The sequence below is a fragment of the Modicisalibacter luteus DSM 23508 genome (assembly GCF_000378505.1).
GTDB lineage: Bacteria > Pseudomonadota > Gammaproteobacteria > Pseudomonadales > Halomonadaceae > Modicisalibacter > Modicisalibacter luteus.
In genome coordinates, this window is sequence record NZ_KB899990.1 from 219003 (window position 1) to 245502 (window position 26500).

General features: G+C 58.6%; 24 protein-coding genes. 12 read left to right on the forward strand and 12 right to left on the reverse strand.

Translation table 11 applies throughout. The features are described from left to right. Nucleotides 1–2: 2 nt before the first annotated feature. The 4 genes from F568_RS0103700 to F568_RS22095 all read left to right on the forward strand — a co-directional run bounded on the left by F568_RS0103700 (nt 3) and on the right by F568_RS22095 (nt 4564). Nucleotides 3–2492, forward strand: coding sequence for a heavy metal translocating P-type ATPase (locus tag F568_RS0103700; RefSeq protein WP_019017357.1), 2490 nt, complete (start codon nt 3–5; stop codon nt 2490–2492). A 70-nt stretch (nt 2493–2562) separates the two neighbouring features. Beyond that, nucleotides 2563–3102, forward strand: a complete 540-nt coding sequence (locus F568_RS0103705; protein WP_019017358.1) for a DsbE family thiol:disulfide interchange protein — start codon at nt 2563–2565, stop codon at nt 3100–3102. A gap of 134 nt (nt 3103–3236) precedes the next feature. Further along, the gene (gene lgt / locus F568_RS0103710) at nt 3237–4049 is read left to right on the forward strand and encodes a prolipoprotein diacylglyceryl transferase (RefSeq protein WP_019017359.1); all 813 of its coding nucleotides are present in this window, start codon (nt 3237–3239) and stop codon (nt 4047–4049) included. Continuing rightward, nucleotides 4046–4564, forward strand: coding sequence for a protein-disulfide reductase DsbD domain-containing protein (locus F568_RS22095; RefSeq protein ID WP_019017360.1), 519 nt, complete (start codon nt 4046–4048; stop codon nt 4562–4564). Before lgt ends, F568_RS22095 begins: the two co-directional genes overlap by 4 nt. 137 nt (nt 4565–4701) lie before the next feature. Here the strand turns inward: F568_RS22095 and F568_RS0103720 are convergent, their stop codons facing one another. Beyond that, nucleotides 4702–5118 carry a MerR family transcriptional regulator gene (locus F568_RS0103720; RefSeq protein WP_019017361.1) on the reverse strand — a complete coding sequence of 139 codons (417 nt, stop codon included), beginning with the start codon at nt 5116–5118 and terminating at the stop codon, nt 4702–4704. A 334-nt stretch (nt 5119–5452) separates the two neighbouring features. Between F568_RS0103720 and F568_RS25225 the strand changes: the two genes are divergently transcribed. The 7 genes from F568_RS25225 (at nt 5453) to F568_RS0103755 (ending at nt 9524) form a co-directional block, all read left to right on the forward strand. Further along, complete coding sequence (locus tag F568_RS25225; RefSeq protein ID WP_019017362.1) at nt 5453–5725, forward strand: hypothetical protein; 273 nt, start codon at nt 5453–5455, stop codon at nt 5723–5725. Nucleotides 5726–5796: 71 nt separating this feature from the next. Continuing rightward, nucleotides 5797–6504, forward strand: coding sequence for an SCO family protein (locus tag F568_RS0103730; protein ID WP_019017363.1), 708 nt, complete (start codon nt 5797–5799; stop codon nt 6502–6504). Between the two features lie 36 nt (nt 6505–6540). Continuing rightward, on the forward strand, nt 6541–6981 hold the full coding sequence (locus F568_RS0103735; RefSeq protein WP_019017364.1) for a DUF411 domain-containing protein: 441 nt from the start codon (nt 6541–6543) through the stop codon (nt 6979–6981). Nucleotides 6982–6999: 18 nt separating this feature from the next. Further along, the gene (locus F568_RS22100; protein WP_019017365.1) at nt 7000–7563 is read left to right on the forward strand and encodes a TlpA family protein disulfide reductase; all 564 of its coding nucleotides are present in this window, start codon (nt 7000–7002) and stop codon (nt 7561–7563) included. 59 nt (nt 7564–7622) lie between these two features. Next, entirely contained in the window at nt 7623–7880 is a 258-nt protein-coding gene (locus tag F568_RS0103745; protein ID WP_211213417.1) for a hypothetical protein, read from the forward strand. Between the two features lie 14 nt (nt 7881–7894). Then, entirely contained in the window at nt 7895–8638 is a 744-nt protein-coding gene (locus F568_RS0103750) for a cytochrome c biogenesis CcdA family protein (protein WP_019017367.1), read from the forward strand. 19 nt (nt 8639–8657) lie between these two features. After that, nucleotides 8658–9524, forward strand: coding sequence for a WD40/YVTN/BNR-like repeat-containing protein (locus F568_RS0103755; RefSeq protein ID WP_019017368.1), 867 nt, complete (start codon nt 8658–8660; stop codon nt 9522–9524). A 339-nt stretch (nt 9525–9863) separates the two neighbouring features. Here the strand turns inward: F568_RS0103755 and F568_RS0103760 are convergent, their stop codons facing one another. The 8 genes from F568_RS0103760 to F568_RS22105 all read right to left on the reverse strand — a co-directional run bounded on the left by F568_RS0103760 (nt 9864) and on the right by F568_RS22105 (nt 21524). Then, nucleotides 9864–11918: a choline transporter gene (locus F568_RS0103760; RefSeq protein ID WP_019017369.1), complete on the reverse strand. Its 2055-nt coding sequence runs from the start codon at nt 11916–11918 to the stop codon at nt 9864–9866. A 399-nt stretch (nt 11919–12317) separates the two neighbouring features. After that, nucleotides 12318–12998, reverse strand: a complete 681-nt coding sequence (locus tag F568_RS0103765; RefSeq protein WP_019017370.1) for a hypothetical protein — start codon at nt 12996–12998, stop codon at nt 12318–12320. A gap of 115 nt (nt 12999–13113) precedes the next feature. Continuing rightward, nucleotides 13114–13818 carry a response regulator gene (locus F568_RS0103770; protein WP_019017371.1) on the reverse strand — a complete coding sequence of 235 codons (705 nt, stop codon included), beginning with the start codon at nt 13816–13818 and terminating at the stop codon, nt 13114–13116. A gap of 10 nt (nt 13819–13828) precedes the next feature. After that, nucleotides 13829–15262 carry an ATP-binding protein gene (locus F568_RS0103775; protein WP_019017372.1) on the reverse strand — a complete coding sequence of 478 codons (1434 nt, stop codon included), beginning with the start codon at nt 15260–15262 and terminating at the stop codon, nt 13829–13831. Continuing rightward, on the reverse strand, nt 15259–18357 hold the full coding sequence (locus F568_RS0103780; RefSeq protein WP_019017373.1) for an efflux RND transporter permease subunit: 3099 nt from the start codon (nt 18355–18357) through the stop codon (nt 15259–15261). The genes F568_RS0103775 and F568_RS0103780 overlap by 4 nt, the downstream gene beginning before the upstream one ends. Continuing rightward, on the reverse strand, nt 18354–19661 hold the full coding sequence (locus tag F568_RS0103785; protein WP_019017374.1) for an efflux RND transporter periplasmic adaptor subunit: 1308 nt from the start codon (nt 19659–19661) through the stop codon (nt 18354–18356). Before F568_RS0103785 ends, F568_RS0103780 begins: the two co-directional genes overlap by 4 nt. Before the next feature lie 142 nt (nt 19662–19803). Then, on the reverse strand, nt 19804–20730 hold the full coding sequence (locus tag F568_RS0103790; RefSeq protein ID WP_019017375.1) for a LysO family transporter: 927 nt from the start codon (nt 20728–20730) through the stop codon (nt 19804–19806). Nucleotides 20731–20816: 86 nt separating this feature from the next. Then, nucleotides 20817–21524 carry a hypothetical protein gene (locus F568_RS22105; RefSeq protein ID WP_019017376.1) on the reverse strand — a complete coding sequence of 236 codons (708 nt, stop codon included), beginning with the start codon at nt 21522–21524 and terminating at the stop codon, nt 20817–20819. 161 nt (nt 21525–21685) lie between these two features. On the opposite strand from F568_RS22105, the gene F568_RS0103800 reads away from it, so the two are divergent. Beyond that, complete coding sequence (locus tag F568_RS0103800; RefSeq protein WP_019017377.1) at nt 21686–22246, forward strand: DJ-1/PfpI family protein; 561 nt, start codon at nt 21686–21688, stop codon at nt 22244–22246. 581 nt (nt 22247–22827) lie between these two features. On the opposite strand, the gene yejK is transcribed toward F568_RS0103800, so the two are convergent. The 3 genes from yejK to ehuR form a co-directional block, all read right to left on the reverse strand. Further along, nucleotides 22828–23832 carry a nucleoid-associated protein YejK gene (yejK, locus tag F568_RS0103805; protein WP_019017378.1) on the reverse strand — a complete coding sequence of 335 codons (1005 nt, stop codon included), beginning with the start codon at nt 23830–23832 and terminating at the stop codon, nt 22828–22830. A 123-nt stretch (nt 23833–23955) separates the two neighbouring features. Further along, a complete protein-coding gene (locus tag F568_RS0103810; protein WP_019017379.1) occupies nt 23956–24885 on the reverse strand; it encodes a 2-hydroxyacid dehydrogenase in 930 nt (309 codons plus the stop codon). Nucleotides 24886–24910: 25 nt separating this feature from the next. Beyond that, nucleotides 24911–26317, reverse strand: a complete 1407-nt coding sequence (gene ehuR, locus F568_RS0103815) for a MocR-like ectoine utilization transcription factor EhuR (protein ID WP_019017380.1) — start codon at nt 26315–26317, stop codon at nt 24911–24913. Between the last annotated feature and the right edge of the window lie 183 nt (nt 26318–26500).

The following is a 26500-nucleotide window of genomic DNA, read 5'->3' on the forward strand; positions in this document are numbered from 1 at the left end:
GCATGGCCGAGCGTGTCGATATCATCATACGGGGAATGTCCTGTGCCTCTTGCGTCGGACGTGTGGAACGCGCCCTCATGAAGCAGCCGGGCGTTTCTGATGCGCAAGTGAATCTTGCGACCGAAAAGGCTACGGTTGTCTTCGAAGAGCGTGCCAACCCCAGCCAAATAGCCCATGCCGTTGAAGAGGCCGGCTACCAGCCGGTAATCGAAACCGCGGAGATTCCTATTATCGGGATGACCTGCGGTTCCTGTGTCTCGCGGGTTGAGCGCACCATCGAGAAGCTGCCAGGCATTATCCAGTCCAGTGTGAACCTCACTACGCAAAAGGCATTCGTGCGTTTCCTGCCTGATGCGGTGACACTACCGCGCATCCAGCATGCCATTCGCGATGCCGGCTATGAGCCGCAGGATCAGACTGAGAACGCGCAGACCGAGCGAGAGGATCGGGAAGGTATCCAGCTTCGCAACAAGGTGCTGATTGCGGCTGCATTCACGATTCCTGTCGTGATTATTGCCATGGGCAAGATGATTCCTGCGCTGGAAGCAATCTTCACCAGCATCATGCCGCACCGTGGTTGGATGGGCATCGAGTGGTTGCTGACTACCCCGGTCCAGTTCTATGCCGGGGCCCGCTTCTATCGGGCAGGCTTCGCGGAACTGCGACATGCGAACCCGGGGATGAACAGCCTGGTCATGATCGGTTCGAGTGCCGCCTATTTCTATTCTGTGGCTGCACTCCTGATTCCCGGCTTTTTCCCGGCGGGGACCGCCGAGAGCTACTTCGAGGCGGCCGCGGTCATCGTTACCCTCATTCTACTGGGTCGCTACTTCGAGCATGTTGCCAAGGGCCGCACCTCCGAGGCGATCAAGAAGCTTCTGCAGCTACAGGCAAAGACGGCCCGCGTTATCCGCGGCAATGACATGGTTGAAGTGCTGATCGAGGCCGTTGTTCCGGGAGACCGTATCCAGACTCGTCCAGGTGAACGTATCCCCGTCGATGGCATCGTCGAGGAGGGACACTCCTATGTCGATGAATCGATGATCAGCGGCGAGCCGGTGCCGGTTGCCAAGCAGAAAGATAGTGAGGTAGTTGGCGGAACGATCAACAAGAACGGGGCGCTGACGTTCCGTGCTGTCCGGGTCGGTACTGACACGGTGTTGTCGCAAATCGTCAAGATGGTGGAATCGGCCCAGGCGGAAAAGCCGCCGATCCAGAAGCTGGCCGACAAGATTGCTGGAATCTTCGTGCCGGTCGTACTCGTGATTGCAATGATCACGTTTGCTGTGTGGCTCGGTTTCGGCCCAACGCCCGCGCTGGCTTTCGCTTTTGTCACTACAGTCAGCGTGCTGTTGATTGCCTGTCCCTGTGCCATGGGCCTGGCGACGCCTACCGCAATCATGGTGGGGACTGGAAAAGGGGCCGAGATGGGAGTGCTGTTTCGTAAAGGGGCAGCACTGGAGACGCTGGCCAAGGTAGACACGATCGTATTGGATAAGACCGGCACGTTGACGAGGGGACGCCCCGAACTGACGGACTTCGTTGTGCTCGAAGGGCAAGAGAATGAAGTGCTCCGATGGGTCGCCGCAGTCGAAGCGCAAAGTGAGCATCCTATTGCCGAAGCGATTGTACGTGGCGCCCAAGGTCGGGGCCTGGACCTGCCATCCATCAGCCGCTTCCAGGCTGAGCCTGGTTTTGGCATCGAAGCCGAGGTCGACGGCCATAAGCTCAATGTGGGAGCTGACCGTTATATGAGCCTGCTTGGCATTGAGCTAGGCAAGGCGGAAGGGCGTGCCGTGGCGCTTGCCAGAGAGGCCAAGAGCCCGCTGTACGCAGCAATCGATGGCAAGCTTGCAGCTATTATTGCTGTTGCCGACCCGCTCAAGGAGGGCTCGGTTGAGGCTATCGAGTCACTCAAGGCACAGGGCCTGAATGTGGCCATGCTGACCGGCGATAACCGCGCCACGGCCAAGGCTATCGCCAGGCAGGTGGGGATTCAGCAGGTGCTCGCCGAAGTGTTGCCGGATCAGAAGGCAAATGAGATCAAGCGGCTGCAGGCTGAAGGCCACAACACCGCATTCGTTGGCGATGGTATCAACGATGCGCCGGCATTGGCGCAGGCTAACGTAGGCATTGCTATTGGCACGGGTACCGATATTGCGATTGAGGCCGGTGACGTCGTGCTCATGCGTGGCGATCTGAGAGGCATCGTCAATGCCACGGCACTGTCCAAGCGCACCCGCAGGACGATTCTTTCCAACTTTGCCTGGGCTTATGGCTACAACGTGGCACTGATTCCGGTAGCGGCAGGTGCGTTGTATCCGTTCACCGGCTTCCTGCTCAACCCGATATTGGCGGCAGCGGCCATGAGCCTTTCCAGTATCTTCGTTCTGGCAAATTCGCTACGACTGCGTCGCTTTCAGCCAAACAGCCCTAGGCTCCCAACAGGACCTAGGCCTGGCTCTCAAGCAAGGCAGGTGCGTCATGCCTGAACAGCAACAATGGAGTGCCTACCAAGGGCACTCATCACTGAAGTGACATTTTGAATCCGCGAGGCTATGCGTGAAACGCCGACTGCTGTTGCTGTTGCCTTTACTCATCTTCCTGGGGCTGGGTTTCTTCTTCTACCGTGGTCTGGCGATGGATCCCAGTGCTCGTGATTCGGCGCTGCTGTCCCAGGAGTTTCCCACCTTTACATTGTCAACGCTGGAAGATCCTGACGCTCGCGTCGATGAGTCGCTATTGCGGGGAGAAGTCACGTTGGTCAATGTCTGGGCCGAGTGGTGTCCTACCTGCAAGGAAGAGATGCCTCAGCTGCTAATGCTGGCCGAGCGTGGCGTCAGGCTGGTCGGTATCAATTACAAGGATACCCGGACCAAGGGGCGGGAATTTCTCGACACGTTCGGCAATCCTTTCGAAGTCAACATCTTCGATCCCAATGGCGACTTGGGCTTCGATCTTGGTGTATATGGCGTGCCAGAAACTTTTCTCGTCGACGCCGATGGGATCATTCACTACAAGCATACCGGGTATATCACCCCAGACGATGTCGAGAAGGTTATGCAGGAAGTTGAAAGAAGCGTTCGAGATTCGACAGGTTAAAGGCCACTCCGCTAGCGAGATTGATGCGCACCATGCTCAGCGATAGAGCGCTCTTGGTGCTGTATTCATACCGTATCCCCTCCCAAGCATAAGCCCTGCGATCAATGGGCAAGCTAATCTAAAAGGTAGGATTCATGCTTCAGTATCCTTCGATCGACCCTGTAGCCATCGCTGTCGGGCCGGTGCAGGTCCATTGGTACGGCCTCATGTACGTGATCGGGTTGATAGCCGCCTGGTGGCTAGGGCGTCGTCGGGCCTCCCGCATCGGGTTGAGTCATGATGACATCGGTGACCTGATCTTCTACGGTGCGCTCGGCATCATTGTAGGAGGTCGTGTTGGCTACGTCCTGGTCTACGGTTTTGAACAGTGGCTTGCCAATCCCATGTGGCTATTCAAGATTTGGGAAGGGGGAATGAGTTTCCATGGCGGTCTAGTTGGTGTACTGGCTGCAGCCTGGTTGTTTGCACGCAAACACCGGCTGGCTTTCTTTCAGCTGACTGACTTCATAGCACCATTAGTACCGATCGGCCTGGGCGCCGGGCGTATCGGGAATTTTATCAATCACGAATTGCCTGGCCGTGTTAGCGATGTGCCTTGGGCGATGGTATGGCCTCCCATGATGGGGTTGGGAGCAGAACCACGCCACCCTTCTGCGCTGTATGAGTTCGCTCTGGAGGGCATCGTCATGTTCATTATCTTGTGGTGGTTTTCCAGCCGACCACGTCAGCGTGGCATGACATCCGGCCTGTTCTTGTTGCTCTACGGTGTTTTCCGCTTTGCCGTGGAGTTTGTGCGCCAACCGGACCCCCAGTTGGGGTTCATTGCTTTTGATTGGCTGACCATGGGGCAACTGCTGAGTTTACCCATGATTGCCGTCGGCTTGATCTTGATGGCCTGGGCTAGAAACCAGCCGGTAGATGATGCAAGCAAGGTAGTTACCTCATGAGAACGCACCTAAGAAAGTATCTTCTTTCCTTCATCATTGTGCTGGCTGCATTTACCCAAACATATGCTAGCGAGACTCTGCCGCTGGGCAGTGGCAAGGCCCAGAGCTCCGAGCCCCTTTTCCTGGGCAAGTTTCTCCCGGTTAAAGAAGCCTTCCAGGCCAGGGCATGGCGAAGCGATGGAAGGCTATTCGTTGGGTTTAAGAATGCCCCCGGCTACTATCTGCATCGACACCAGTTTGCATTAGAAAGCCGCGACCCTTCAGTCAGTTTCGGCGAGTTGGAAGTTCCCCCGGGGGAGCCTGTCGATCACCCACAACTGGGCAAGATACACGTCTTCTATGACAAGGTCGTGCTCAGTGCTCCTATCGCCTCGGAAAGCGAGGATATTGGCCCGTTGACCACAATGGTGACGTTTCAGGGTTGTTCGGACGAAGGGCTCTGCTACCCACAAGCTCAAACAGAGCTGCAGGCATTCGCTGGCTCCGCTCCTGCCACTTTTGCCTCGGGCCAATAACTACTGGGACTTGTGTGAGAGCCTATGGCCTTTATAACGCCTCATGTCAGCTCCTATCGGTTGCAGGGCCAGTATCCGGGGCAGTGTTGACTCGCAATGCTGGCTCTACCGATAAGTGCTGCCTACGTCGGGAAGAGCTAAACAATGACAGGTTGAGACAAGTCGTCTAGGAGCCGGCTGACGAGATGGCCAGTAGGCAAGCCATCTGGAATATCCTGCCAAGACTCCATAGCCTGATCCATTCGCCTGGACAACGCCTGCAGTTCTTGAATGCGCGCATGGATCTGGGGAAGTTGTTCAGCCAAGGTAGCGTAAGTGTTGGGGCTGGGAGTGCCTTCCTGCATGGCCTCGGCTAGCAGGCCTCTAATTTCCCCAAGGCTGAAGCCCAGCATGCGGAAGCACTGAATAAAGCATAGCTTCCTAACTGACTCGCTGTCGTAGAGTTGATAACCATTTTGGGGATCACGATGCGGCCGTAACAAACCCTCACGTGTGTAATAGCGCACGGTTTCCGCCGTTACCCCGCCTACCTGGGCGAGTTCGCTGACTTTCATATGTGGCCTCCCCTGCACTGAAACCCGAAAAGTTTAGAAGGCTCGGGCCACCCCAAGGTCAAGAGGTGTTGGGTAGAAAGCGCAGGAAAGAAAGGCTTGACCTTAAAGTTACCTTTAAGGATATGGTTCATTGAAGACATGGTGGCTTGGAAAGGTGTATAGCCAATGGGTTGGCCCTTGACCTACAGCTAGGCCATAGGTTCTAGAGTAATTCTGCTGGACTGGTAAGCGTGCACCGCCAAGAGTCACAGCCCAACAACTCTAGGCACTACACGGCGCCAAGACAGCAACATGTGAAAAACATAGCTTCGAGTCCGATACGAGGGACAACATCATGCGAAAGATACGCAACGTAATGCTCACCGCTGCCGTTATCACTGTGGGCACCTTCGGTGCAGGTTCTCTCTTCGCGCAGGAAAACGCGCAAAAAGAAGAGGCACAGCCCAACGGCATGCAAGGCAACATGATGGGCGAGGGCAACATGATGGGTGAGGGCGGCATGCATGGAAACATGATGGGACAGATGCATTCCATGATGGAAAAGTGCAGTGCCATGATGGAGACGATGCAGCAGAAGCAGGCTGAAGAAGCCAAGACTAGCGTTTAACACGCAAGAGGCTGCGCCATTGCGGTCTGGAGCAGCCTCCTTTCACGCTTGGCCAAGCCGAGGAGACATATATGAGTCAAAAACGGTGTTTTCCGTTATTCGCTCTCTTTATTTTTGTCAGCTCTCCTTTGCTTGCTCACTCGCTTCAGGATGCCGAAAAAGCAATCCAAAAGCAGGAGAATTACGTACAGTTCGTTGACCGCCCAGCCCCGGAATTTTCCTTGGCTGATTCCCGCGGTAACATAGTTTCCTTAACGAATTTTCAGGATAAGGTCGTCGTACTCAACTTTATCTATACGCGATGCGCAAACGCATGTCCTCTGCATATGAACTTGCTTGCTGAGGTACAAGACCAGATTAGCGATGCGGACTTGCAGGACAACGTCGAGTTTATCACGGTTGCGACAGACACCGAAGATACCGAAGGCACACGCACCCGTTTGCAAGCCTATGTTAAGAATTTCGAGCTAGAACCTGCCAATTGGCATTTTCTTTACCGTAATGAAACAGAGATTGCCGGAACGACGCGTCAAATTGCCGAGTCTTATGGGCTCAGGTTCGACCCTGTCGCTGACGGTGTTCAGGCCCATGGTGTCGTTACGCATGTTATTGATCAGTCAGGGCAAATGCGGGCACGTTTCCATGGCCTTAAGTTTGAGCCGGAGCACTTGGTTTCTTACGCCAAGGTATTGGTAAAAGGCCCGGACTCCTTGTCCTATGGCGTTTGGGATAAGGTGCGTCACTATCTCGAGAATATGTCTATTTCGCTATCTAGTTAGCGTTGGACAAGTATTAAAACCGTTAGAGAGTTATCAATGAAACACTTCAAAAAACTGGCTTTTACTGCCTTGATGGTTTTTCCCCTGTCGGGTCTTGCTGCAGAGATGTCGGCTACTCTCTACAAAAATCCGAACTGCGGATGCTGTGCCGGGCATGCCGAGTATCTTAAAGAAAACGGCTTCGATGTCGAGGTTGTAGAAACCAACGACTTGTCAAAGATTAAGGCGGAGCACAATGTTCCTGAAAAGCTTTATGGTTGTCACTCTACGCTGATCGATAACTATGCCTTCGAAGGGCATGTCAATGTCGAAAGCATCCAGCAGGTGCTGGAAGAGAAGCCTTTCATCAAAGGCTTGAGCGTACCCGGAATGCCCCTGGGATCACCGGGCATGGGAGGCGAAAAACAAGGTCCTATCGAAGTCTATACTTTGGCCTTTCAGCCAACCGATTCGCCTGAAGTTTACGCTACCTACTAACGCTAGCAATGGACAGCTATGAGACTGGTTTCTTTCAAGCGAACCGTGGCAATCATGTGTCTGATGGCTGTGGCATCAACCGCTGTTGCCAGCCCCCCCCAAGGCGTCGGCCCACAAGGGTTCATGATTTGGGAAAGCCCACGCGACTTGCCTGAGTTGGCTTTCGAAGATGGCAAGGGTAAGCCACTGACCCTTGCCGATTTCCAGGGCCGGACAGTGCTGTTAAACATCTGGGCGACATGGTGCGGCCCCTGCCGTGAAGAAATGCCAACGCTGGATGCATTACAGGCTGCGTTGAGCGGGGAGGACTTCGAGGTTGTCGCCCTGTCGATCGATCGCAAGGGGATCGAGGTCGTACAGGATTTTTATGAAGACGTGGGTATCGAGCACCTTCGCCAATATATCGACACCACCGGCATGGCCGGGGCCCAACTTGGGGCTGTGGGAATTCCGACGACGTTATTGATAGACCCCCATGGGAACGAGATCGGGCGCCTAGTAGGGGCAACAGAATGGGACAGCCCGGAAATGACCGAGTTTCTCAAAGAAACCATTCGACTTTCGAAAGAGGCATCACTATGAACTGCTGTGGCGGAAACAAATCTAATCAAGGTCAAGAGCACTCGGGGTTGAAAAGCTTGGTGTCAGGCCCGCGTCGCTTGTGGATCCTGGGTGCTGTAATCGTGGCCGGTGGCCTCGCCATGGGGTGGGATCAACTGGTCATACTTGGCATTGCCCCGATGCTGGTGACTCTCTTGCCGTGTCTGCTCATGTGTGGAGTGATGTGCCTGATGAACTGCAAGAAGGACAAGAAAGACGAGTCTGCTACAAAGAGTGAAGCGGTAACGCAGCAGGCCCACGCTGAGGGGGCTCCTGCATCCTCCAAGGAAACGGTCTAGCACACAGCTGAAGCATGCTCGAAGTCGCCAACATTGGCCTGCTGACGGCGTTTCTAGCAGGCCTGATCTCTTTTGTCTCTCCTTGTGTCCTGCCACTGGTGCCCGGCTACCTCTCCTTCGTGGCCGGGCGCTCGCTGGGTCAGATTCAGGAGGCGAATCGGCATGAGCGACTCAGGGTACTGACCCAGTCGATATGGTTCGTGCTTGGGTTCTCCACGATATTTCTAATTCTGGGAGCCAGCGCCACGGCTATTGGTCGCTTACTCCTGACCTACCGTCAGGAAGCGAACCTAATAGGCGGCGTCATTGTTATCCTGTTTGGAACATTGATGACCGGCATGCTTCCGCTGCAGTGGCTGCAACGGGAGTGGCGCTTCATAGGAAGGCTCAAGGATGAAGGTGGCGGTCCCGGCGCAGCTTATCTGCTAGGCGTCGCTTTCGCGTTCGGCTGGACGCCCTGTATCGGCCCTATTCTGGGCGCTATCCTTACCGTTAGCGCTTCGACAGCTAACGTCTCTAGTGGCTTGGCGCTTCTCGCTGTTTATTCGCTGGGCCTTGGTATTCCTTTTCTTCTCACGGCCATCTCGCTTGATCGATTCCTTCAGCATCAAAAGCTTTTGCGTCGCTGGGGGCGGCCCATGCATATCATGGCGGGCCTCATCATGGTAGGCATGGGTGGTTTGATGGTCACCGGACAGCTGACCGCGTTGTCCTACTGGCTCTTGGCGACATTCCCTGCACTAGGCTCCATTGGTTGACATACTTCAAGGACATTTTATGCGCAAAACAGTGAACCACTTCTTACGTGCCGTATCGTTGGCAGGTTTCGCGATGGCCAGCCTGAGCGCAGCGGGTGGGGTGATGGCTGCCGAGACAGTGCTTCCTTCGCTGAGTTATGACCAGGCAGGCAATCGGTTGCTCAAAGTGGAGGACAACGGGCTTTCGCAGAGCGAGAACGGTGGCAAGACTTGGCAGGAAATCGCTCTACCGGCTGTCGCAGAGAAGGGAACGTTAATGACGGCGGCTGCGACGGCAGAGGACGGTAATGTGCTTTATATTGCCGGCCCCGTTATTGGGGTGCAGCGTAGCGAAGACAATGGTGAATCCTGGCAAGCCCTTAACGATGGCTTGCCCAGCCAGAACGCCATTGCCCTTGCGGTTCATCGTAATCAGCCGGAAACGCTGTATACCGTGATAGCTGACGATGGACTCTATCAGAGCGATGACGCTGGCAAGACGTGGAAGAAAATGGACAGCGGACCGACCCAGACCATACGGCGCCTCGTACACTCCGATATGGAAGGCAGCATGCAAACCGGTTGGCTCTATGCAGTTTCTGACGATGCTGTACGCCTCTCCATGGACTGTTTCTGTGGGTGGCGCCTGAGCGGTGATCTCGATGCTGGCAAGGTCTATGACGTGACATACGACGTCAATGCACCTCAACAGGTTTTCGTGAGTGCAGAGCAGGGCCTGTTCCGTAGCGATAATGGCGGCCAACAATGGCAGCCGGTAGCCAGTGAGGGCGAAGATAAAGTGGCGCTGGCCCTGACACCAGAGGGAACGCTCTATGCCTTGGATGCAGAAGGCGAACTCATGCGCAGCGAAGATCAGGGCGAAACCTGGACAGAATCCGATGAGTAACATCGGAGCGCTTATCGCTATGTGGCTTCTGCTTACAGCTAACGCGAAGATCCGCTAGCTTGCCGTCGCGCGGCCCAAGGGTTCACTCCCAAAGTTGCTGAGCGGCTTAGTGCCGGGTTTGTCGGCGGGGTACCATCCTCGGGGCTGGCATCTTCTGAGAAGGGGGACGAGCCAAACTCAAGGACTGCCTGCCGCGTTACTCAAGGCGTCATGCCAGGCCGAGCCAGGCGCGCAATACGCGAATAGCACGGTCGAGATAAGAAACTGCCCACCGGAGATACCGGTGGGCAGTCAGTTTGCAAACCCAAAGACGCCCACCGCATGCGGTGGGCGTCTGCGTCAGGCCGGGGGGTGGTAACTATCGTCCGGCATGCTCGTATTGCCGGGGGCTTCCCGGTTCATGTGCAGGAAGTTCAAGTGACGTTCGTATTGGTCGAGGATATCCTCGATCACCTGCTCCTTGGTGTAGCCCATCAGGTCGTAGCCCTGGCTACCTTCCAGCAGGTAAACCTCCAGACGGTAGTAGTCGGCATTTGAATGCTGGGCACGGATCGCGAATGAGGGCGTCGAGAACCGGCGCGGCCATAGCTGATAAGTGAAGTCCTGCTCATCGGCGAGCGGAGCGCTCAACGCCAAGTGTTCATTATCGCCTTCACCCTCGTGAATGCTGGCCTCCACGCCCTGTTGAGAGAGAGCCTGACGGACGTCCTGCATTGCTGGTTTGGCCACCTCATCCATGAACCGGCGAGTCTGGCGATGGCTCGGGAAGCTCATGGCGCGTGATAGGCGCTGCGTCCAGCTCCGCTGGCCACGCTCGACATTGGTGGAGCGGCTCGACAGGCTACCGGCCAGGCTGGCGCGATGACTGTCCTCCTTGATGCCTTCGACCTTCAGCGCCTTCAAAAGGCCTGCCATGACGAAGAACAGCACGATGGAGAAGGGCAGACCGGTGATCACTACCGCGCTCTGCAAGGCGGACAATCCCCCTGCCATCAACAGGGCCAACGTCAGTACGCCGATCACCATGGCCCACAGGATACGCATCCAGATTGGGGCGTCGCGATTGACGTCCTTGAGGATCGAGGTGAAGTTCGAAAGGACCAATGCTCCCGAGTCGCCCGACGTCACGAAGAACACGATGGCCAGAATTGTCACCACCAGCGTGGTTACCCCTGTCCATGGCAGGTTTTCCAGGAACAGGTAGATGGAGGACTCCGGCGTATTCATCGCTACCTCGCCAAACTCGGAGGCGCCCTGCATCACCAGATCAATAGCGCTGTTACCCATGATCGACATCCACGCCATCATGAAGGCGAGCGGCAGTATCAGCGTGCCAGCAACGAACTCACGGATGGTACGGCCGCGCGAGATGCGTGCCAGGAACAGGCCGACAAACGGGCCCCAGGCAATCCACCAGGCCCAGAAGAAGATCGTCCAACCATTGAGCCAGTCAGTGGGGGGATCGAAAGCATAGGTATTCATCGACAGGTCAATGAAGTTCGAAAAATAGTCACCGATGTTCATGACCAGCGCATTGAGCAGGAACAACGTCTTGCCGGTGAAGAGCACGAACAGCAACAGCACCAGGGCCAGCAGCATGTTGAACTCGGACAGGCGACGTATGCCTTTCTCGACCCCGGTCACTGCAGACACGGTGGCGAAGAACACGATCATGATGACCAGGACTGCCTGGATCATGGTGTTCTCCGGAATATCGAACATATAGTTAAGTCCGAAATTCAGCTGGATAACGCCAATGCCCAGGCTGGTGGCGATGCCGAATACGGTCCCCAGCACGGCGGCGATATCCACGGCATGACCGATAGGCCCCTCGATACGCTTACCGAAGATCGGGTAGAGCGCCGAACGTATGGTCAACGGCAGGTTATGCCGATAGCTGAAGAAGGCTAGCGACATGCCGACCAAGGTATAAATACCCCAGCCCGACAGCCCCCAATGCAGAAAGGTCAGCTCCATGGCATGGCGTGCCGCGGCCACGGTGTTCGGCTCGCCGGTGGGCGGTGCCAGGAACTGGGTCACCGGCTCGGCGATGCAAAAGAATAGCAGGTCGATGCCGATGCCGGCGGAGAACAGCATGGCGGCCCAGGAGGCCATGTTGAAGTCGGGCTTTGACTGCTCTGGGCCCAGCTTGATCTTGCCGAAGCGAGAAAGCCCGATACCGATCACAAAGACCAGATAGGCCACGACAGCAACGAAGTAGTACCAGCCAAAGGTGTTCGAGATCCAGCCCAGAACGCCATATATGACGCTACTGGCTGACTCGGTGAAGAACATGGTCCATAAGGCAAACACCACAATCCCGGTCACTGATCCGTAGAACACGACGGGATTGAGGCGGTCGTTATGGACCTCCTCATTGGGTTGCGAAGTCATAGAAGCCCCGTTTGTTGGTGAACACAGCAGTGTCATCAGCGTTACGGTGTGACGTCCTGTCGGCCCCTTACCTTCTAACAGCTTTTACTGACGACCACCCGATAGACGATGCTGAATAGGCGGTCATGAGGAAAAGCTGATCCGAAGTGAACTCCGAGGCAACGATCATGCGCACGCGGAGTGGAGCTTGGCGATAACGGCTGAGCGAAACGTAAATTTATTTTTGATTGAACGTTTAATAAAAATACGCCATTCGAGGCAGTAATTCAACTGGGGCTTTCCCGAAAGAAGTGCAGTGAAGGTCGGTGTCACCGAGCGTAGTGTCGAGGGAAAATGTCGACGAGACCCAAAAAAATGCCCATCCGAAGATGGGCAACGAAGGTGAACGGTAAGGAGTGATCAGGCTTCGCCGGGGCCAGGCTGGTGGCGGGGCGTTGGCATCAACTGGTCGAACACTGCCATCTGCTCGTCACTCAGGACGTCGCCCATGGCTTGGCGATGCTGTTTCCGCAGGGCCTGGAAGGCCTCGCGCTTGGCCGTACGAGTGTCGAAAGACTGGTCGCGAAGTGCCTTGGCCTCGGCCATGAATTGCTCGCGCGCGTTGGCCAGTTCGGTACGCTGTGCGTCGCTCAGCCCCCAGCTGGTGTAAAGGGAGTCGATGAGGTCAACCATGCGCTTATGCGGCATCCTGGCGCCGTGACCGTGATCCTTGTTCCGCTTGCCATGATCGAAGCCTGGTCCGCGGTCGGAATCGGGACCGGGGTGTTGCATGGCATGCAGTGCCTTCAACTGGTCTTCATCGAGAATCTCGGCCAGGCGCTGCTCATGCTGTTTGCGCAGGGCTTGGCGCTGATCGCGGTATTCCTGCTGGGCCTGCTTGAAAGCGTCGCGCTGGCTGTCATCCAGATTCCAGCTATCGAACAGGGCTTCCACACGGTCATGCGGCCCGAAGGGCTGGGCCAGGTGGGACTCAGCCTTTGACGCGTGCGGGGCGTCACTAGGCGAGGCGCTGGCCAGCTGAATGGTACCGGCGGAAAGCAGCGCGGCCAGGAGCAGGGCGGAAGATGTCGGTCGTTTCATGACGGTGTCTCCTTTGAGTGGACACTGTCAGTATCGACGGGGGGCGTGCAGGAAAGGTGAAGCGAATCGACAGACTTTGCGTATTGGCGTGCACATTGTGTGCACGCTGGCTACCTCACTCCTCGGGCTGGTATTTATAGCCCACGCCATAAACCGAGCGAATGATCTCCCGATCGGGCCATATATCGGCTATCTTGCGGCGCAATTTCTTGACGTGACTGTCTACAGTGCGTTCGGAAACGATGCGGTGATCCCGATACATATGATCCATCAACTGATCCCGGGAAAAGATTCGTCCCGGTGAGGCCATCATTACCTTGAGCAACTGGAACTCGACGGCGGTCAGTTCAATGTCTCGCCCGTCGGCCAGCGCACGCCAGCCATCGTGATCAAGGGTCAGCTGATTTAAAGACCCGCTCTGCTGGGGTTCCTGCTCGGGAGCGCGAGCACGGCGCAACACGGCCTTGACCCTGGCGACCACCTCGCGCGGGCTGAACGGCTTGCAGATATAGTCGTCGGCACCCAGCTCCAATCCGAGCAGGCGGTCGACCTCCTCGACACGGGCCGTCAGCATAATGACGGGCAGGGTAGGCCACTGCTGACGAATCTGCCGACACAGGCTCAGTCCATCGGTGCCGGGCAACATCAGATCCAGCAGCACCAGTACCGGCTGGGTGCCTTCGGATCGGTCCTGCAACCATGGCATGACGTCGTCGCCATGGGCGAGGTGATGGGGTATGTAGCCGTTGCCGGACAGGTAATCGGCAATCACGCGGGCGATCTTTGGTTCGTCTTCTACGATCAGAATGTGCTCACTCACTTCGGTTCTCCTATTCCCCTGTCAGGGGGAATTTCAGCGTCCAGCATAGGCCGCCCAGTGTCGAGTGCGATACCTGCATGTCGCCCCCGTGGGCCCGGACCAACGCCATCGCGATGGATAGTCCCAGCCCGCTTCCCCCAAGGCGGCGGTTACGCGAGGCCTCGACCCGGTAAAGACGCTCGGTCAGGCGAGGAAGTTCATCGTCTTCGACACCCGGTGCACTATCTTCCCAGCGAATACGCACCTGGTGACCAATCACGTCCAGGCTGACCCGCAAATGTCCCGGCGCATCGGTATAGGCGCGGGTATTGCCTAGCAGATTATTCCATAGCTGATGCAGGCGCTGCAGGTCGCCCCTGACGGGCGCGGGGCCGTGCATGGTCAGGTCGAGAGTGATGCCGGCGCCTTCCAGCCAGCCGCGAGCATCTTCCAAACGTTCACCAAGTGCCTTGGCAAGGTCCAGATTTTCCAGGCGTACGTCCAAAGCGCCGGCATCGCTTTGCGCGAGTAGACGCAAGTCCTGAACCAGTCGCTCCAACTGGCCGACCTCCTGAGCCAAAGAGCCCAGGCTGTCGGCATCCAAGGGGCGGATTCCGTCTTGCATCGCTTCGATTTCGCCATGCAGTACGGCCAATGGGGTGCGTAGCTCGTGGGCGATATCCGCTACCCAGCGTTGGCGAGCCTGACGGTTGGCTTCCAGCGTCTCGGCCAGAACATTGAAATCATGGGCCAAGCGTGAGAGTTCATCATGGCCTCGTTCGGCAAGACGCACGCTGTAGTCACCTTCGGTCAGGCGACGAGTCGCCAGTGCCATGCCCCGCGTGCGCCGGCCCAGCCACCAGCTCAGCACACCGGCCAGCAACAAGGACGCCAGCGCCAGAGAACCCACAATGATCGACAGGTTGCGCTGCTGGCGTTCGATAAAAATGCGGTCCATGCGGGCCATGAGTTCGCGCGGGGGCCGGTAGACCAGCTCGCCGACCTGTTGACCCTGGCTGACGATAGGCAGGATGCGTAGCGGATCGTGCCGTCCACGCTCGCGAGTTCGGGCATCGTCATCATCGCGGCGCGGCGGACCGATGACCACATTACCTTGGGCATCACGTACCTGAAAGTCACGCGGATCGCCGAGTTGCCGCTGAAGGCCCGGTGGCGGTCGCTCCCGGTCGGGCCAGAGCTGGCGATGAACCAGCCGGAACCAGGCCCGCTCGTTATCCTGTAGCCACTGCCAGCCGCCACGCGCTGACCACTCTTCTCCCAGTGCGGTAGCCAGTGTCTCGGCACGCTGGGTCTGTGCGCGTTCCAGATAGTCGATGAATCCCTGGTCCAGGCTGCGCGAAACGAACAGAAAGATCAGGGCGCTGGTCAGCACGTTGACGATCAGGATCGTCGCGAACAACTTGAGTCCAAGTCGCGACACAGCAGGCTTGGCAAAACGCGTCATGAGGCCTCCGTGGCTGGTGCGGTTGTTAGCCCCAGGCGTGATCGCAGGTTTTCGAGTATCAGATACAGGCAGGGCACCAGAATGAGTAGAATCAGCGTGGCGAACAGAATGCCGAAGCCCAGCGAAACTGCCATGGGAATGATGAAGCGTGCCTGTCGCGACGTCTCGAAGATCATCGGTGCCAATCCCAGGAAGGTGGTCAGCGTCGTCATCATGATCGGCCGCAGACGACGGGTCGCGGCGGCAACGATCGCTTCACGCGGGCCCATCCCTTCGCGCCGGCGTCGATTGGCGTAGTCGATCAACACCAAGGCATCGTTGATCACTACACCCGATAGCGCCAGCATGCCCAGCAGGCTGATCACCGATAGCCCGAAGCCCATCAACATGTGCCCAATGACGGCGCCGATAATACCGAACGGAATCGCCGCCATCACCAGCAATGGCTGAAGGTAGCTGCGGAAGGGGATCGCCAGCAGTGCATACAGCACCGCCAGGGTCAGCCACATGGCGGTCTTCAGTGCGGCGAGATTGTCTGCAGTTTCCTCCTGTCGGCCACCGGCGCCGATATCCAGGCCTGGGTAGCGCTGTCGTAGTTCCGGATAGACGTCTGTCTGCAGGGTATTGATGATGCGGTTGATCTGCGGCCCGTCGGCGACATCGGCGGTAACGTTGATGACGCGCCGCCCATCGATGCGCGTCAGTTCGGCGGAAGCGCGTCCGGCCACGATCTCAGCTACCCGCGACAGCGGCACTTCGGCACCTTCGGGTGTCACGACTGGCAAACGCCCCAGCTCGCTAAGGCTGTCGCGATCCTCCGGTGGCAGGCGCACTTCGACACTGACAACGCTGGTACCGTGCTGCTGTTCCAACGCCGTGGCGCCTTGAAGTGGCCCGCGCAGCTGGGCGGCCAGCTCGGTGCCCGTCAGGCCGAGGGCGCGTCCTTCTGGGGACAGGCGGATCGACAGCTGAGGCTTGCCGTTGGCGATCCCGCTGTCGATCTCGGTGACGCCATCAAAGCCATTGAGACTACTGGCGAGCGCCGTTGCGGCGTCTTCCAGCACGGCGCTCTGCGAATGCGACAGGCGGATGGTGAGCGCGGCGCCACTGCCCGGTCCGCGCGCATCGGCCTCGAAACGGATCGACTGTACATCGTTCAGCTCCCCGCTTAGCTGACGCCATTCACGCGCTACGCGGGAAGGCGGCCAGGTGGCCAAACTCTCGGGTGCCAGATCGAGGCGGACTTCCAGACTATCCCCGCTCAGACGCGTGCTTGTGCTCTCAATGACTGGCCCGTCGTCACGCTCGGCAAGCCGTTGAGCGCTGGCCAACAGGACATCACGTACTGCCCGGTCCTCGGCGATCGGGCTGCCTGCCGGCAGGGTCACGCTGGCCTGCACGCGATCGGACTCCACGCGCGGCATCAGCGAGAATCCCAGCCGACCGCTCATGGCGTAAGCCAGCGCGACGCAGAGAATCGCCACGCCGATGGCCACGGTGAGGCCGCGCTGATCCAGCGTGCGCTGCAGAAAGGGCTCGAAGGAACGGTGCGTAAAGCGGTGCAGACCACCCTGCATGTAAAGGCGCACTCGCTCCAGCGGGCGCTGCCAGGCGGGCACGGTGCTTCGCTCACGGCTATGCGCCAAGTGGGCAGGCAGAATGAACAGGGCTTCCAGCCAGGACACTAGAAACACCGTGACCACTACCAGCGGTACAACAGCCATGATCATGCCCAGAAAACCCGGCAAGTAGAGCAGTGGCAGAAAGGCGACGATGTTCGAGAGCACGGCAAAGCTGATCGGCACGGCGATCTCGCGTGCACCGCGGACTGCAGCCTCACGTACCGAATGCCCTTGCTCACGGTAGGCGTAGATGTTCTCACCGACCATGATGGCATCATCGACGACGATGCCCAGCGCGATGATGAAGGCAAACATCGACATCATGTTGATAGAGACACCCATCCAAGGCAGGAACAGCAGGGCCCCGAGAAAGGCAGTGGGGATGCCGAGGGTGACCCAGAACGCCAGGCGAGCTTCGAGGAATAGCGCCATTAGCACTAATACCAGGGCCAGACCCATCCAGGCGTTCTTGAGCAGCAGGTCGAGACGTTCGCGGTAAATTTCCGAGCTGTCCCAGCCCAGCGTCAGCGATACGCCTTCCGGCAGATCGGCACGCAGCCGATCGAGTTCGCCGCGCACGGTCTCGGAAATGCCCAACGGTGTCTGGTTGCCGACCTGATAAATGTCCAATGTCAGGCCGGGCTCGCCATTGAACAGCACTTCGCGATCGCTCTCGGCCAAGCCCTCACGCACTTTGGCGATGTCTCCAAGGCGAATCACGCCACCGTTGGTGGCACTGCGTACCGGCAAATCGGCAAACGCCTGAGCGCCCTCGCGGCGCCCCTGGTAGCGAATCAACCACTCGCTGTCACGGGTATCGAGACTACCACCGGCCAGATCCAGCGCTTCGCCGGCGATCAGCGAGGCCAGGTCAGCATGGCTGAGCCCGTAGCGCCGAATGGCCTCTTCGTCGAGCAGGACCTGTATTTCGCGCTCACGGTTACCGGATAGTTCTACCTTGGTGATGTCAGTGCCCGACATCAGTTCGGTACGGACCTGTTCGCCCAGTTTGCTGAGGGTCAGGTCATCCACATTGCCGTGTAACTGCAGTTCAAGCACCCCTCGCGAACGGCCCGCCAGGCTGAAGCGGGGTGGGTCGGCAGCATCGGGAAAGGTGGTAATGGAGTCTATGGCCTGCTGAATCTCCTGATAGACGCGCATGATGTCGACGCCGTCCAATAGATCGACCTGCACGCTGCCACTACCCTCACTGGCGGTAGAAGTGATTTCGTCGATCCCCTCGATGTCGGCCAGTTCGGCCTCGATAGCCAGCAAGAGGCTCTGTTCGACTTCTTCGGGGGTTGCGCCGGAATAGCTGACACTGATCGCTACCGATTCCAGCGTGAAATCAGGGAAGACTTCTTTCTTGATATGCAGGCTGGCCAGTAGCCCGCCGATCAACAGCGCCAGCATCAGCAGATTCGGTGCCACGCCATGGCGGGTCATCCAGGCGATCGGGCCATGGCGCATCATGAGCGAGCCCCCTCGGTGTGCGGGGCCGCGTTGCCGGGTGTGTTGCCTTTCGCTGGAGGAAGGGGGGCTGTAGTGGCGGTACCGGTATCCTGGGCATCGCCAATGACACGTAGCTGCATGCCTTCTCTCGCCTGAGCGAGATTGCTGACAATGATACGTTGGCCTGATGTCAGAGCCGAGCTGTCGGCGTCGAGCAGGGCGCGTTCCTCGCCACGATAGATCACGTTGACATTGCGTATCTGCAGGCGCCCGTCTTCATCAGCGATCCAGACCCGGCTGTCGTCGCGTAGGGCCAGCGTTGGCAGCGCGATCAGGCCATCCTGGGGTGTGGCCTCGAAGGTGGCATTGACCACGTCGCCCAAGCGCAATGCCGGTGCGTCGCTTTCCAATGCCAATGGATCATCGACACGTACCAGTACCTGGGCCAACAGGCCGCTCTCTTCAAGATCGGGAAGCACCGAAAATACCTTGCCCTCACGGTACACGCCATCAGGCCAGCCTCGGCTGGTCAGGCGAACGCTGGCACCGGGAGAGCCGTCTTCGCCGGTGTCCAGCCAAGTCAGTTCCTCGCTGGGCAGCGAGACGCGAACCCAGAAGTGTTCCACGTCGACCAGGCTGAGTACGGCGGTGTTGGCGGAAATCTCGCTGCCCGGGCCAGCCAGGCGCTCCTGAATCATGGCCCGGTAGGGAGCCTTGATCTGAGTACGCGATAGGTCGAGTTGTGCCGACTCGAGATCCACTTCAGCACTATCCACGGTGGCCTGTGCCACTTTCAATTGGGGTTCACGCAGCACCAGGGCACGTCGTTCGGCGGATAGCTGGCGTCCAAAGGATTCATATTCACTCCGAGCGCGAATCTGTTCGGCACGTTCAATGGCCAGGTTGGCTTCGGCCTGGTCGAGGGCGGCCTGGGCGCTGCGTACCGCCAACTGATAATCGCTGACATCCAGGGTAGCCAGCGGGGCACCATCCTCGACCACACGGCCCGGCTCGGCGGCATCGCTGAAGTCGACCAGACGTCCGCCCACCTGAGCGGCGATATCAGTCTGCCGGGCGGCAATGACTCTGCCATAGCCTTGGATGTCGGGCGCAACGGCGCCGGTTTCGGGGCGGATGACCTCGACACTCGGGGCGGGCGAGGCTGGTGCGGCGCGGCGCTCGACGCGGGGAGGCTGACTGATCAGCCAGTAACCGATGCCGATGCCCAGTGCGATAACCAACAGGGCCGCGAGCGCACCCCAGTGGCTACGGCCTGCCTGCTGGCGCAATGAGACGGAAAGACAAGGCGTGTGACGTACGGACATGCGTGGGCTCGTTGTTCCAGTGAGTCAGGCCACTATCGGACAACGCCATGCAGGGATTGCTCATGAAATGTGCAAGAAACGTGCAATCTATGATGGGCGGCCGCGCTGTCGACATGCCGGCAGTGTTGCGTAGAAAGCAAGGTTAGAGCGTCAGCAGCAAAAGGATCAGCGGCGGCGACAGTAACGAGAGAATGAAGCCACTGACCACGGCAATGGGCACGCAGGCGACTCCGCCATGCTGTTGGATGACCGGCAGTGTGAAATCCATTGAGGTTGCACCGCCATAGCCGATGGCCAGCGGGGTGGCACGATGGATGACCAAAGGGATTAGTAGAAAGGCCAGCAACTCGCGAGCCAGGTCGTTGAAGAATGCCACACCGCCGAGTACCGGACCGAGCTGATCGCCGATCAGAATGCCCGATAGCGAATACCAGCCGAAGCCGGCCGCCATGGCCAAACCTTCGTTCCAGCGCAGGCCGAGTAGCGGGGCGGCGAGAAGGCCGGCAAACAGCGAACTCACCGCGACCGTCGAAGCGATGGCCAGGCCATGACGATTGAGCAATATCTGCTTGAGTGGCATGCCCGAGTTGCGCAGTTGGCAGCCAATCAACGCGAGCAAGGCATAGAGCACCCATTCGGCGAGTCGTTCGGCGTAGGTCGGCGCCGCACCCAGGCCAAGCCTGAAAAGCATTACGCCGAGCAACACGCCCAGCGCCACGACGCCAGCCAGTTGCAATGAGCCCTGCAGGGCAGCCAGCTTGCTGGTCGGGGCGTTGGCGACCACTCTCGACTGGCCGACATGCAAGCGGCTGCGGCGCGACAGCCATAGCAGCGCCACCACGTTGACCGGGGTAATGACCAGAAACAGCAACGCGGCCTGGCCACCCATGCGCGCCAGTTCTTCGCCAAGATTGTCCAGGCCGGTCAGGCTGACACCCATCAGGCCGAGGATGGCGTACACCGAAAGATTGACGCCACGATTGATGACCGTCTGCAGGCGCTTGTCGTGTATCGGAACCAGGTAGCCCAGTACCAGGGGCAGCAGAATCAGTAGCAGACCGGAGAACATCCTCGCTCCTTGAAGGAAAAGAGCGTTACTTTAGCGTCCGCTGGGTGCAACTGTCAGAAAGTTCTGTTGATGCCCCATCATGAGGACTAATCGTCTGCAGTAAGGGCCAGCCTGGTCAGAGTGAGCCGGCTTGTAGTTTCACCGTCACGCTGGTACTCCATGCCTAGCAACAGGCCAGGGATGTCGGCATGAAATGTCATGATCAGGTGCCGGTCACGCTTCCTGGGGTCCCAGGCGTCGATGCGTATGCCGGGGAAGGCACCGACGGGTAGCGTGACGTCGGGATGTGCCACGATTCGATAGTCGAGTGTTTCTTCATCGCCCTTGTGATCGAGATAACGAATCGTGCATGGCGATACTTGAGGATGCGTGCATCGCGCCGAACGCACCTGGCGGGACAGCTCGAAGAGAGCAGCCTGACGATCGGGAAGGGCGCGCATGTCCTCGGCCGACAGGCTGTAACGTTTGCCAAGCCCCAGCATTCGGTAACCACTGACGAACTGCAGGGGGTCGATCGTCTTCTCCTGCACACGAAAGCGGCTTCGTTCGCTGCCTTCAGCGATAGCGATGGCCACCTGCATCTCGCTTTCCCAGGTTGCCCCGTGCTTCGAGAGCGTATGGCTGATGGTGGCTTCCGGCCAGCCGTCGATGCGCAGCGCATAACTGGCCTGGAACGGTGTCGGGCTGGCATGGGCCAGGCTCGACAGTGTCAAGCATGCCATCAATAGCAGCCATGGGCCGATGGTTCGAAACAGGTCTTGAGCCAATAAGAATCGGCATTGCGGGCGGGCCATGACTAGTCACTCCTGGCAGAAGCTAACAGGGGGTATCGAGATGCCCTGAGTAGGACGCCGGTGCGTTGAGAACGTTCCGTGCGCGTACATTGGCAACCCACTACGCTGCATGTGCGAGCCGTTTCGCTTACCGCTTACCTTCCCACCTGGAGATTTCTGTCATGGCCAAGCTACTGCTGCTAGCCGGCGACTTCGTCGAAGATTACGAGATCATGGTGCCGTTCCAGGCCCTGCAAGCCATGGGGCATGAGTTGCATGCCATCTGTCCTGACAAGCGCGAGGGGGAGAGCGTCAGGACGGCCATTCATGACTTTGAAGGTGACCAGACCTACAGTGAAAAACCGGGGCATAACTTTGCGCTCAACGCCACTTTCGCCGACATCGATCCTGGCGCTTACGATGCGCTGGTCGTGCCGGGCGGACGGGCGCCGGAGTATCTGCGCCTTGATGAGCGAGTACTGGAGGTCGTGCGCCATTTCATGACCAGCGACAAGCCGGTCGCGGCGATTTGCCATGGCGCGCAACTGCTAGCCGCTGCGGTGTCGCTCGAAGGGCGGCGTGTCTCGGCCTATCCCGCATGTGCTCCCGAGGTACGTCTGGCGGGGGCCAGCTTCGTCGATCTCGAGGTAACCCAGGCGGTGACCTGCGGCAAGCTGGTTACCGCGCCGGCTTGGCCGGCCCATCCGGAATGGCTCAGACAGTTTCACGCTTTGCTGTCATAAAGCGTTTGCTCTTGAAACAAGGCAGCATATGGCCCGGGTCGGCGAGCTCGGGTCATTTTTTGCAAGCACGCACGATGATACGAAGTGAGAGCCGGAAATAGAGGCGTGGGTAAAAGCGAGGGAGCGAAGAAAACGCTGAATAACGCGCATAAAAAATTGGACCGCAGAGCGGTCCAAGGTACGCAGGGAACTGAAGGGTACTGCTGGGCCAAAGCCCCAGGCAACAAAAGGGAAAGTTGATTGCCTGTCTGTCCTAGTATATAGCGAATTAGGTGCCAGTTTTTTATAAACCCTTTTATTTCAGTGCCTTGTGGTTGGTGTTGGTTGGCCGGCTTTACCATGGCCTCTCAAATGGCTGCGACCAGGTGTCCGTTATGTTCCTATTTTGCGACAGTAAAACACCGTTTTCGTAAAAGTTAATACAAATCAAAAGCTTGCTGTGTATGCTCATGGAGACACGTGAAGCTTGGCGTTCTCTATGAAGCGACACTTGGCGACGTGACTATGCTGGGCGCTAGGCGCGCCCGTTGCTGTTGTTAACGAGCGCAACGCCTATCCGTTCAGATATGGCGTTACGTACACTACTCTTTGCGACGTTTGATCTGATCGCGTAGTGCGGGCGGAACCTTATGAATGGTTAGTTTGTCGTTTTCCTCATCGTACTCGACCTGCGAGCCGAGCAGGTGGGTATCGAAGCTTACCGAAAGCCCGCCGGCACGCCCGGCAAAACGGCGGAACTGATGGAGGGTGCGCTTGTCGGGCGGAATTTCCGATGACAAGCCGTAATCCTTGTTGCGAATGTAGTCGTAGAACGCCTTGGGCTGGCTCTCGTCGACCAGCTCGGAAAGTTCGTCCAGCGTGATCGGCTGACCGCTTCGCGCCTGATTGCTGGCATAGTCGATCAATGTTTCGGTCTTCTCGCGGGCTTGCTCCTCGGCAAAGTCCTCGCTCTCGACATAGTCGCTAAAAGCCTTGAGTAGCGTGCGCGTCTCGCCGGAGGCGTCGATACCCTCCTCGTGGCCGATGAAATCCCGGAAATAGTCGGCGATGCGTTTACCGCCCTTGCCCTTGATGAACGAAATATACTGTCGTGAAGGATCCTCGCGCCGCCAGTCGGACAGATCGATACGTGCCGCCAGGTGAAGTTGTCCCATATCCAACTGGCGCGCCGGGGCGACATCCAGGGACTCGGTGACACTGACGCCCTCGCTATGGTGGAGCAGGGCAATGGCCAGGTAGTCGCTCTCGCCGTGGCGATAGTGAACGAAGAGGACATGACCACCCACCGAAAGGTTGTTGCCTTCCATCAACGTTTTCAAATGCTCCGCGGCCTGACGGCTGAAGGCAACGAAGTCCTTCTCGCCATCCAGGTAGTGGGCAAGCCACACGCTGAACGGGTAGGTCTCGGCATCGGCATTGAAAAAGCCCCAGCTCTTGGGCTTGCCGTTATAGCTGTCGTTCAGCGACTCCAGCAGGTCTTCCAGCGCCGGCGTAACGGCCAATTCACTGTCCCGGCCATGCAGAGTCGCTGGCTGGCCGTCGGGTTGCTTGTCGATGAGGTGAACGATGCTGTGCAGTATCGGCATGAAACGCTCGGGTACAGGTCTGTGGATGGGAGGACTGGCGGGGGAAATAGCACGTTTGCGGCGTCAAGACAAAGCCGACCCCCGGGGATCGGCTATCGGATTCCTGTCTCACCGACTATGGCTTCAGTAGCCGGCCTGTGGGTCGATGGTCTCGACGGGGTCGCCGTTCTCCATGGCGCGGATCAGCTCGGCGACCTGATCGGCAGCGTCGCGCACAGGCGTTGGTGCTGCCATATGCGGCGTGATCAGTACGCGAGGATGTGACCAGAGCGGACTGTTGGCTGGCAGGGGTTCTTCGGGAAAGGCATCCAGCAGGGCTCCACGCAGCCGGCCTTCCTCGGGCCCGTCGCCCAGCGCCTCGAGCAGGGCAGCTTCATCGACCAACGTGCCGCGCCCGGGATTGACCAGACTGGCGCCAGCGGGCAGTTGCGCCAAGGTGTCAGCATTGATGATATGGCGCGTACTGGGTGTGTCCGGTAACAAAGTGACCAGTGTATTGACTGCGCCAAGCAGCGACGCCAGGCCATCGTCACCATGGTGGCAGGTCACGCCATCAAGGGCCTTGGGCGAGCGACTCCAGCCATGCACGGGAAATCCGTCATCGGCCAGTGTACAGGCTACATGGGCGCCAATCGCCCCCAGACCCAGAATGCCTACCGGCCAGTCAGCCTTGTCGGTCAGCGGGCGTTCGCGCCACTGCGCATCGGTTTGCTGGATTCGATAGCGGTCGAAATCGCGCTGGAAATGCAGCACGCCATAGCGGACATAGTCGGCCATTAGGGGCCCCATGCCGGCATCACGCAGTTTGACGATCGGCACATCGCGGGGCAGGCCGGGGTTGTTGAGCAGCGCATCGACTCCGGCCCCCAAGTTAACGATGCCCTTCAGGTGGGGATGGTTCTCCAGCAAGGATTCCGGCGGCTTCCAGACTGCCAGATAATCCACAGGGGTACCGCTGTCGTCGCTGCTGGTGACGATCTCGGCGTCGGGCAAACGTTGTGCCAAGGCCTCGCGCCAGGTCTCGGCCTCGTCGATGTGGACCAGTACGCGCATCTCTCTTCTCCTAACGACTTTAGAATCAGTAAACGATCTGCAGCATGGGGGGCGGCGCCTCGTTCAGCAAGCGCGCCAGGGTTTCCAGACCCCACCTTAATCGAGCCATTTCCGCCTCTGCCCCTAGGCTGAGGCGGACTCGGCGTGGTGGCGGTGATTGATCGACCATGAACGGCTGGGCCGTGGTGATCGACAAGCCTTCACGTTCGGCCTGTTGTTGGAGTTCTTCGGCACGCCAGGCCGAGGGCAGCGCTAGCCAGACATGCAGGCTGGAGTCGCGCGCGCTGAACTCGTGGCCGTGCAGGCAGTGGGCCGCCAGCTGCTGGCGCTCGGCGAGCAGTTGGCGCTGTTCGCTGGCCATGGCGTTTACGGTGCCATCGCTCAGCCATAGGTTGGCGAGTTCGAAGACCAGCGGCGTCGCCATCCAGCTGGTAGCTCGCAAACGAGGCAAGGTATGGTGTAACTGACTATGCGGTACGCTCAGGTAACCGGCTCGCAGGCCCGGGACGGTCACCTTGGTCAGGCTGGTGACGTGAAAGCTCTGGCGTGGCAGCCGGGCAGTCAGCGGCGTCAGGCCGGGGGGCTCGAGCAGGGCCTGAACGTCATCCTCGATCAGCCATACGCCATGCCGGGCGATGACTGCCGCCACGGCATCGCGCCGGGCCTGGCTCATGGTCGCCCCGGTGGGGTTGAGCTGGGTCGGCGTCAGGCACACGGCCCGTGGCTGGAAGCGCCGGCAAGCAGCGTCCAGCGCCTCGGGGACAACGCCTTCGGCATCAATGGTCACGCCGCGTAATTGAAAGCCCAGCGTACGCGACAGGGCGATCAGGCCATGATCGGTCAATGCTTCGGTCAGCACCACATCGCCATGCTGGACCACGGTGGCGATTGCTAGCATCAGGCCATGGGCGGCGCCGTTGCACAGAATGCGGGTCTCAGCATCGCCGGGAACACCCAGAGTGTCTTGCAGCCAGACGTTGGCGCGCTCACGCTGATAGGGCAACCCGGCGATGGGGCGACAGGCGGCGATTACATCAGGCGATGCATGGTCGGCGAGTTCGGCCAAGGCCTCGCGAAAGCGCAGGTGGTGGGTAGGCAGGCACACCGGGTGGGCGATGGACAGGTCGACCAGCGGCGCCTCCGGGCGTGGCTCTCCGCCACGCAAGTATTCGGATTCTCGAGCGTCATCGAGGATATTGATCCACGTTCCACTACCCACCCGGGCCTGGACCAGCCCCATCTTTTCGGCTTGGGCATAGGCCCGCGATACCGTCTGCACGCTGACGCCCAGCGCCTCGGCCAGCTGTCGGTGTGGAGGAAGGCGTGTCCCCGGCGTCAGCTCGCCCTGGCGGATCGCCTCGGATAAGGCACGCGCAATGGCCAAGTACTTGGGGCCCTGCGGTGAAAGGTAGGGCGTGAGGTCAATTGTCATGATTCAATAAAGCCTTTGACGGCCGACTCTGCGTTGGTGCTAGTATCAGCATCAGGACATTGGCAGGCAATTGTCATGGTTTCAATCTTTCATGATCATGACAATGTTAGTGTTCATTAACCATCAGGTTTCCAAAATAGCGGTCCGACTTCCCTCGCAGGCGTGCGAGCGGTCGGTTTTTGC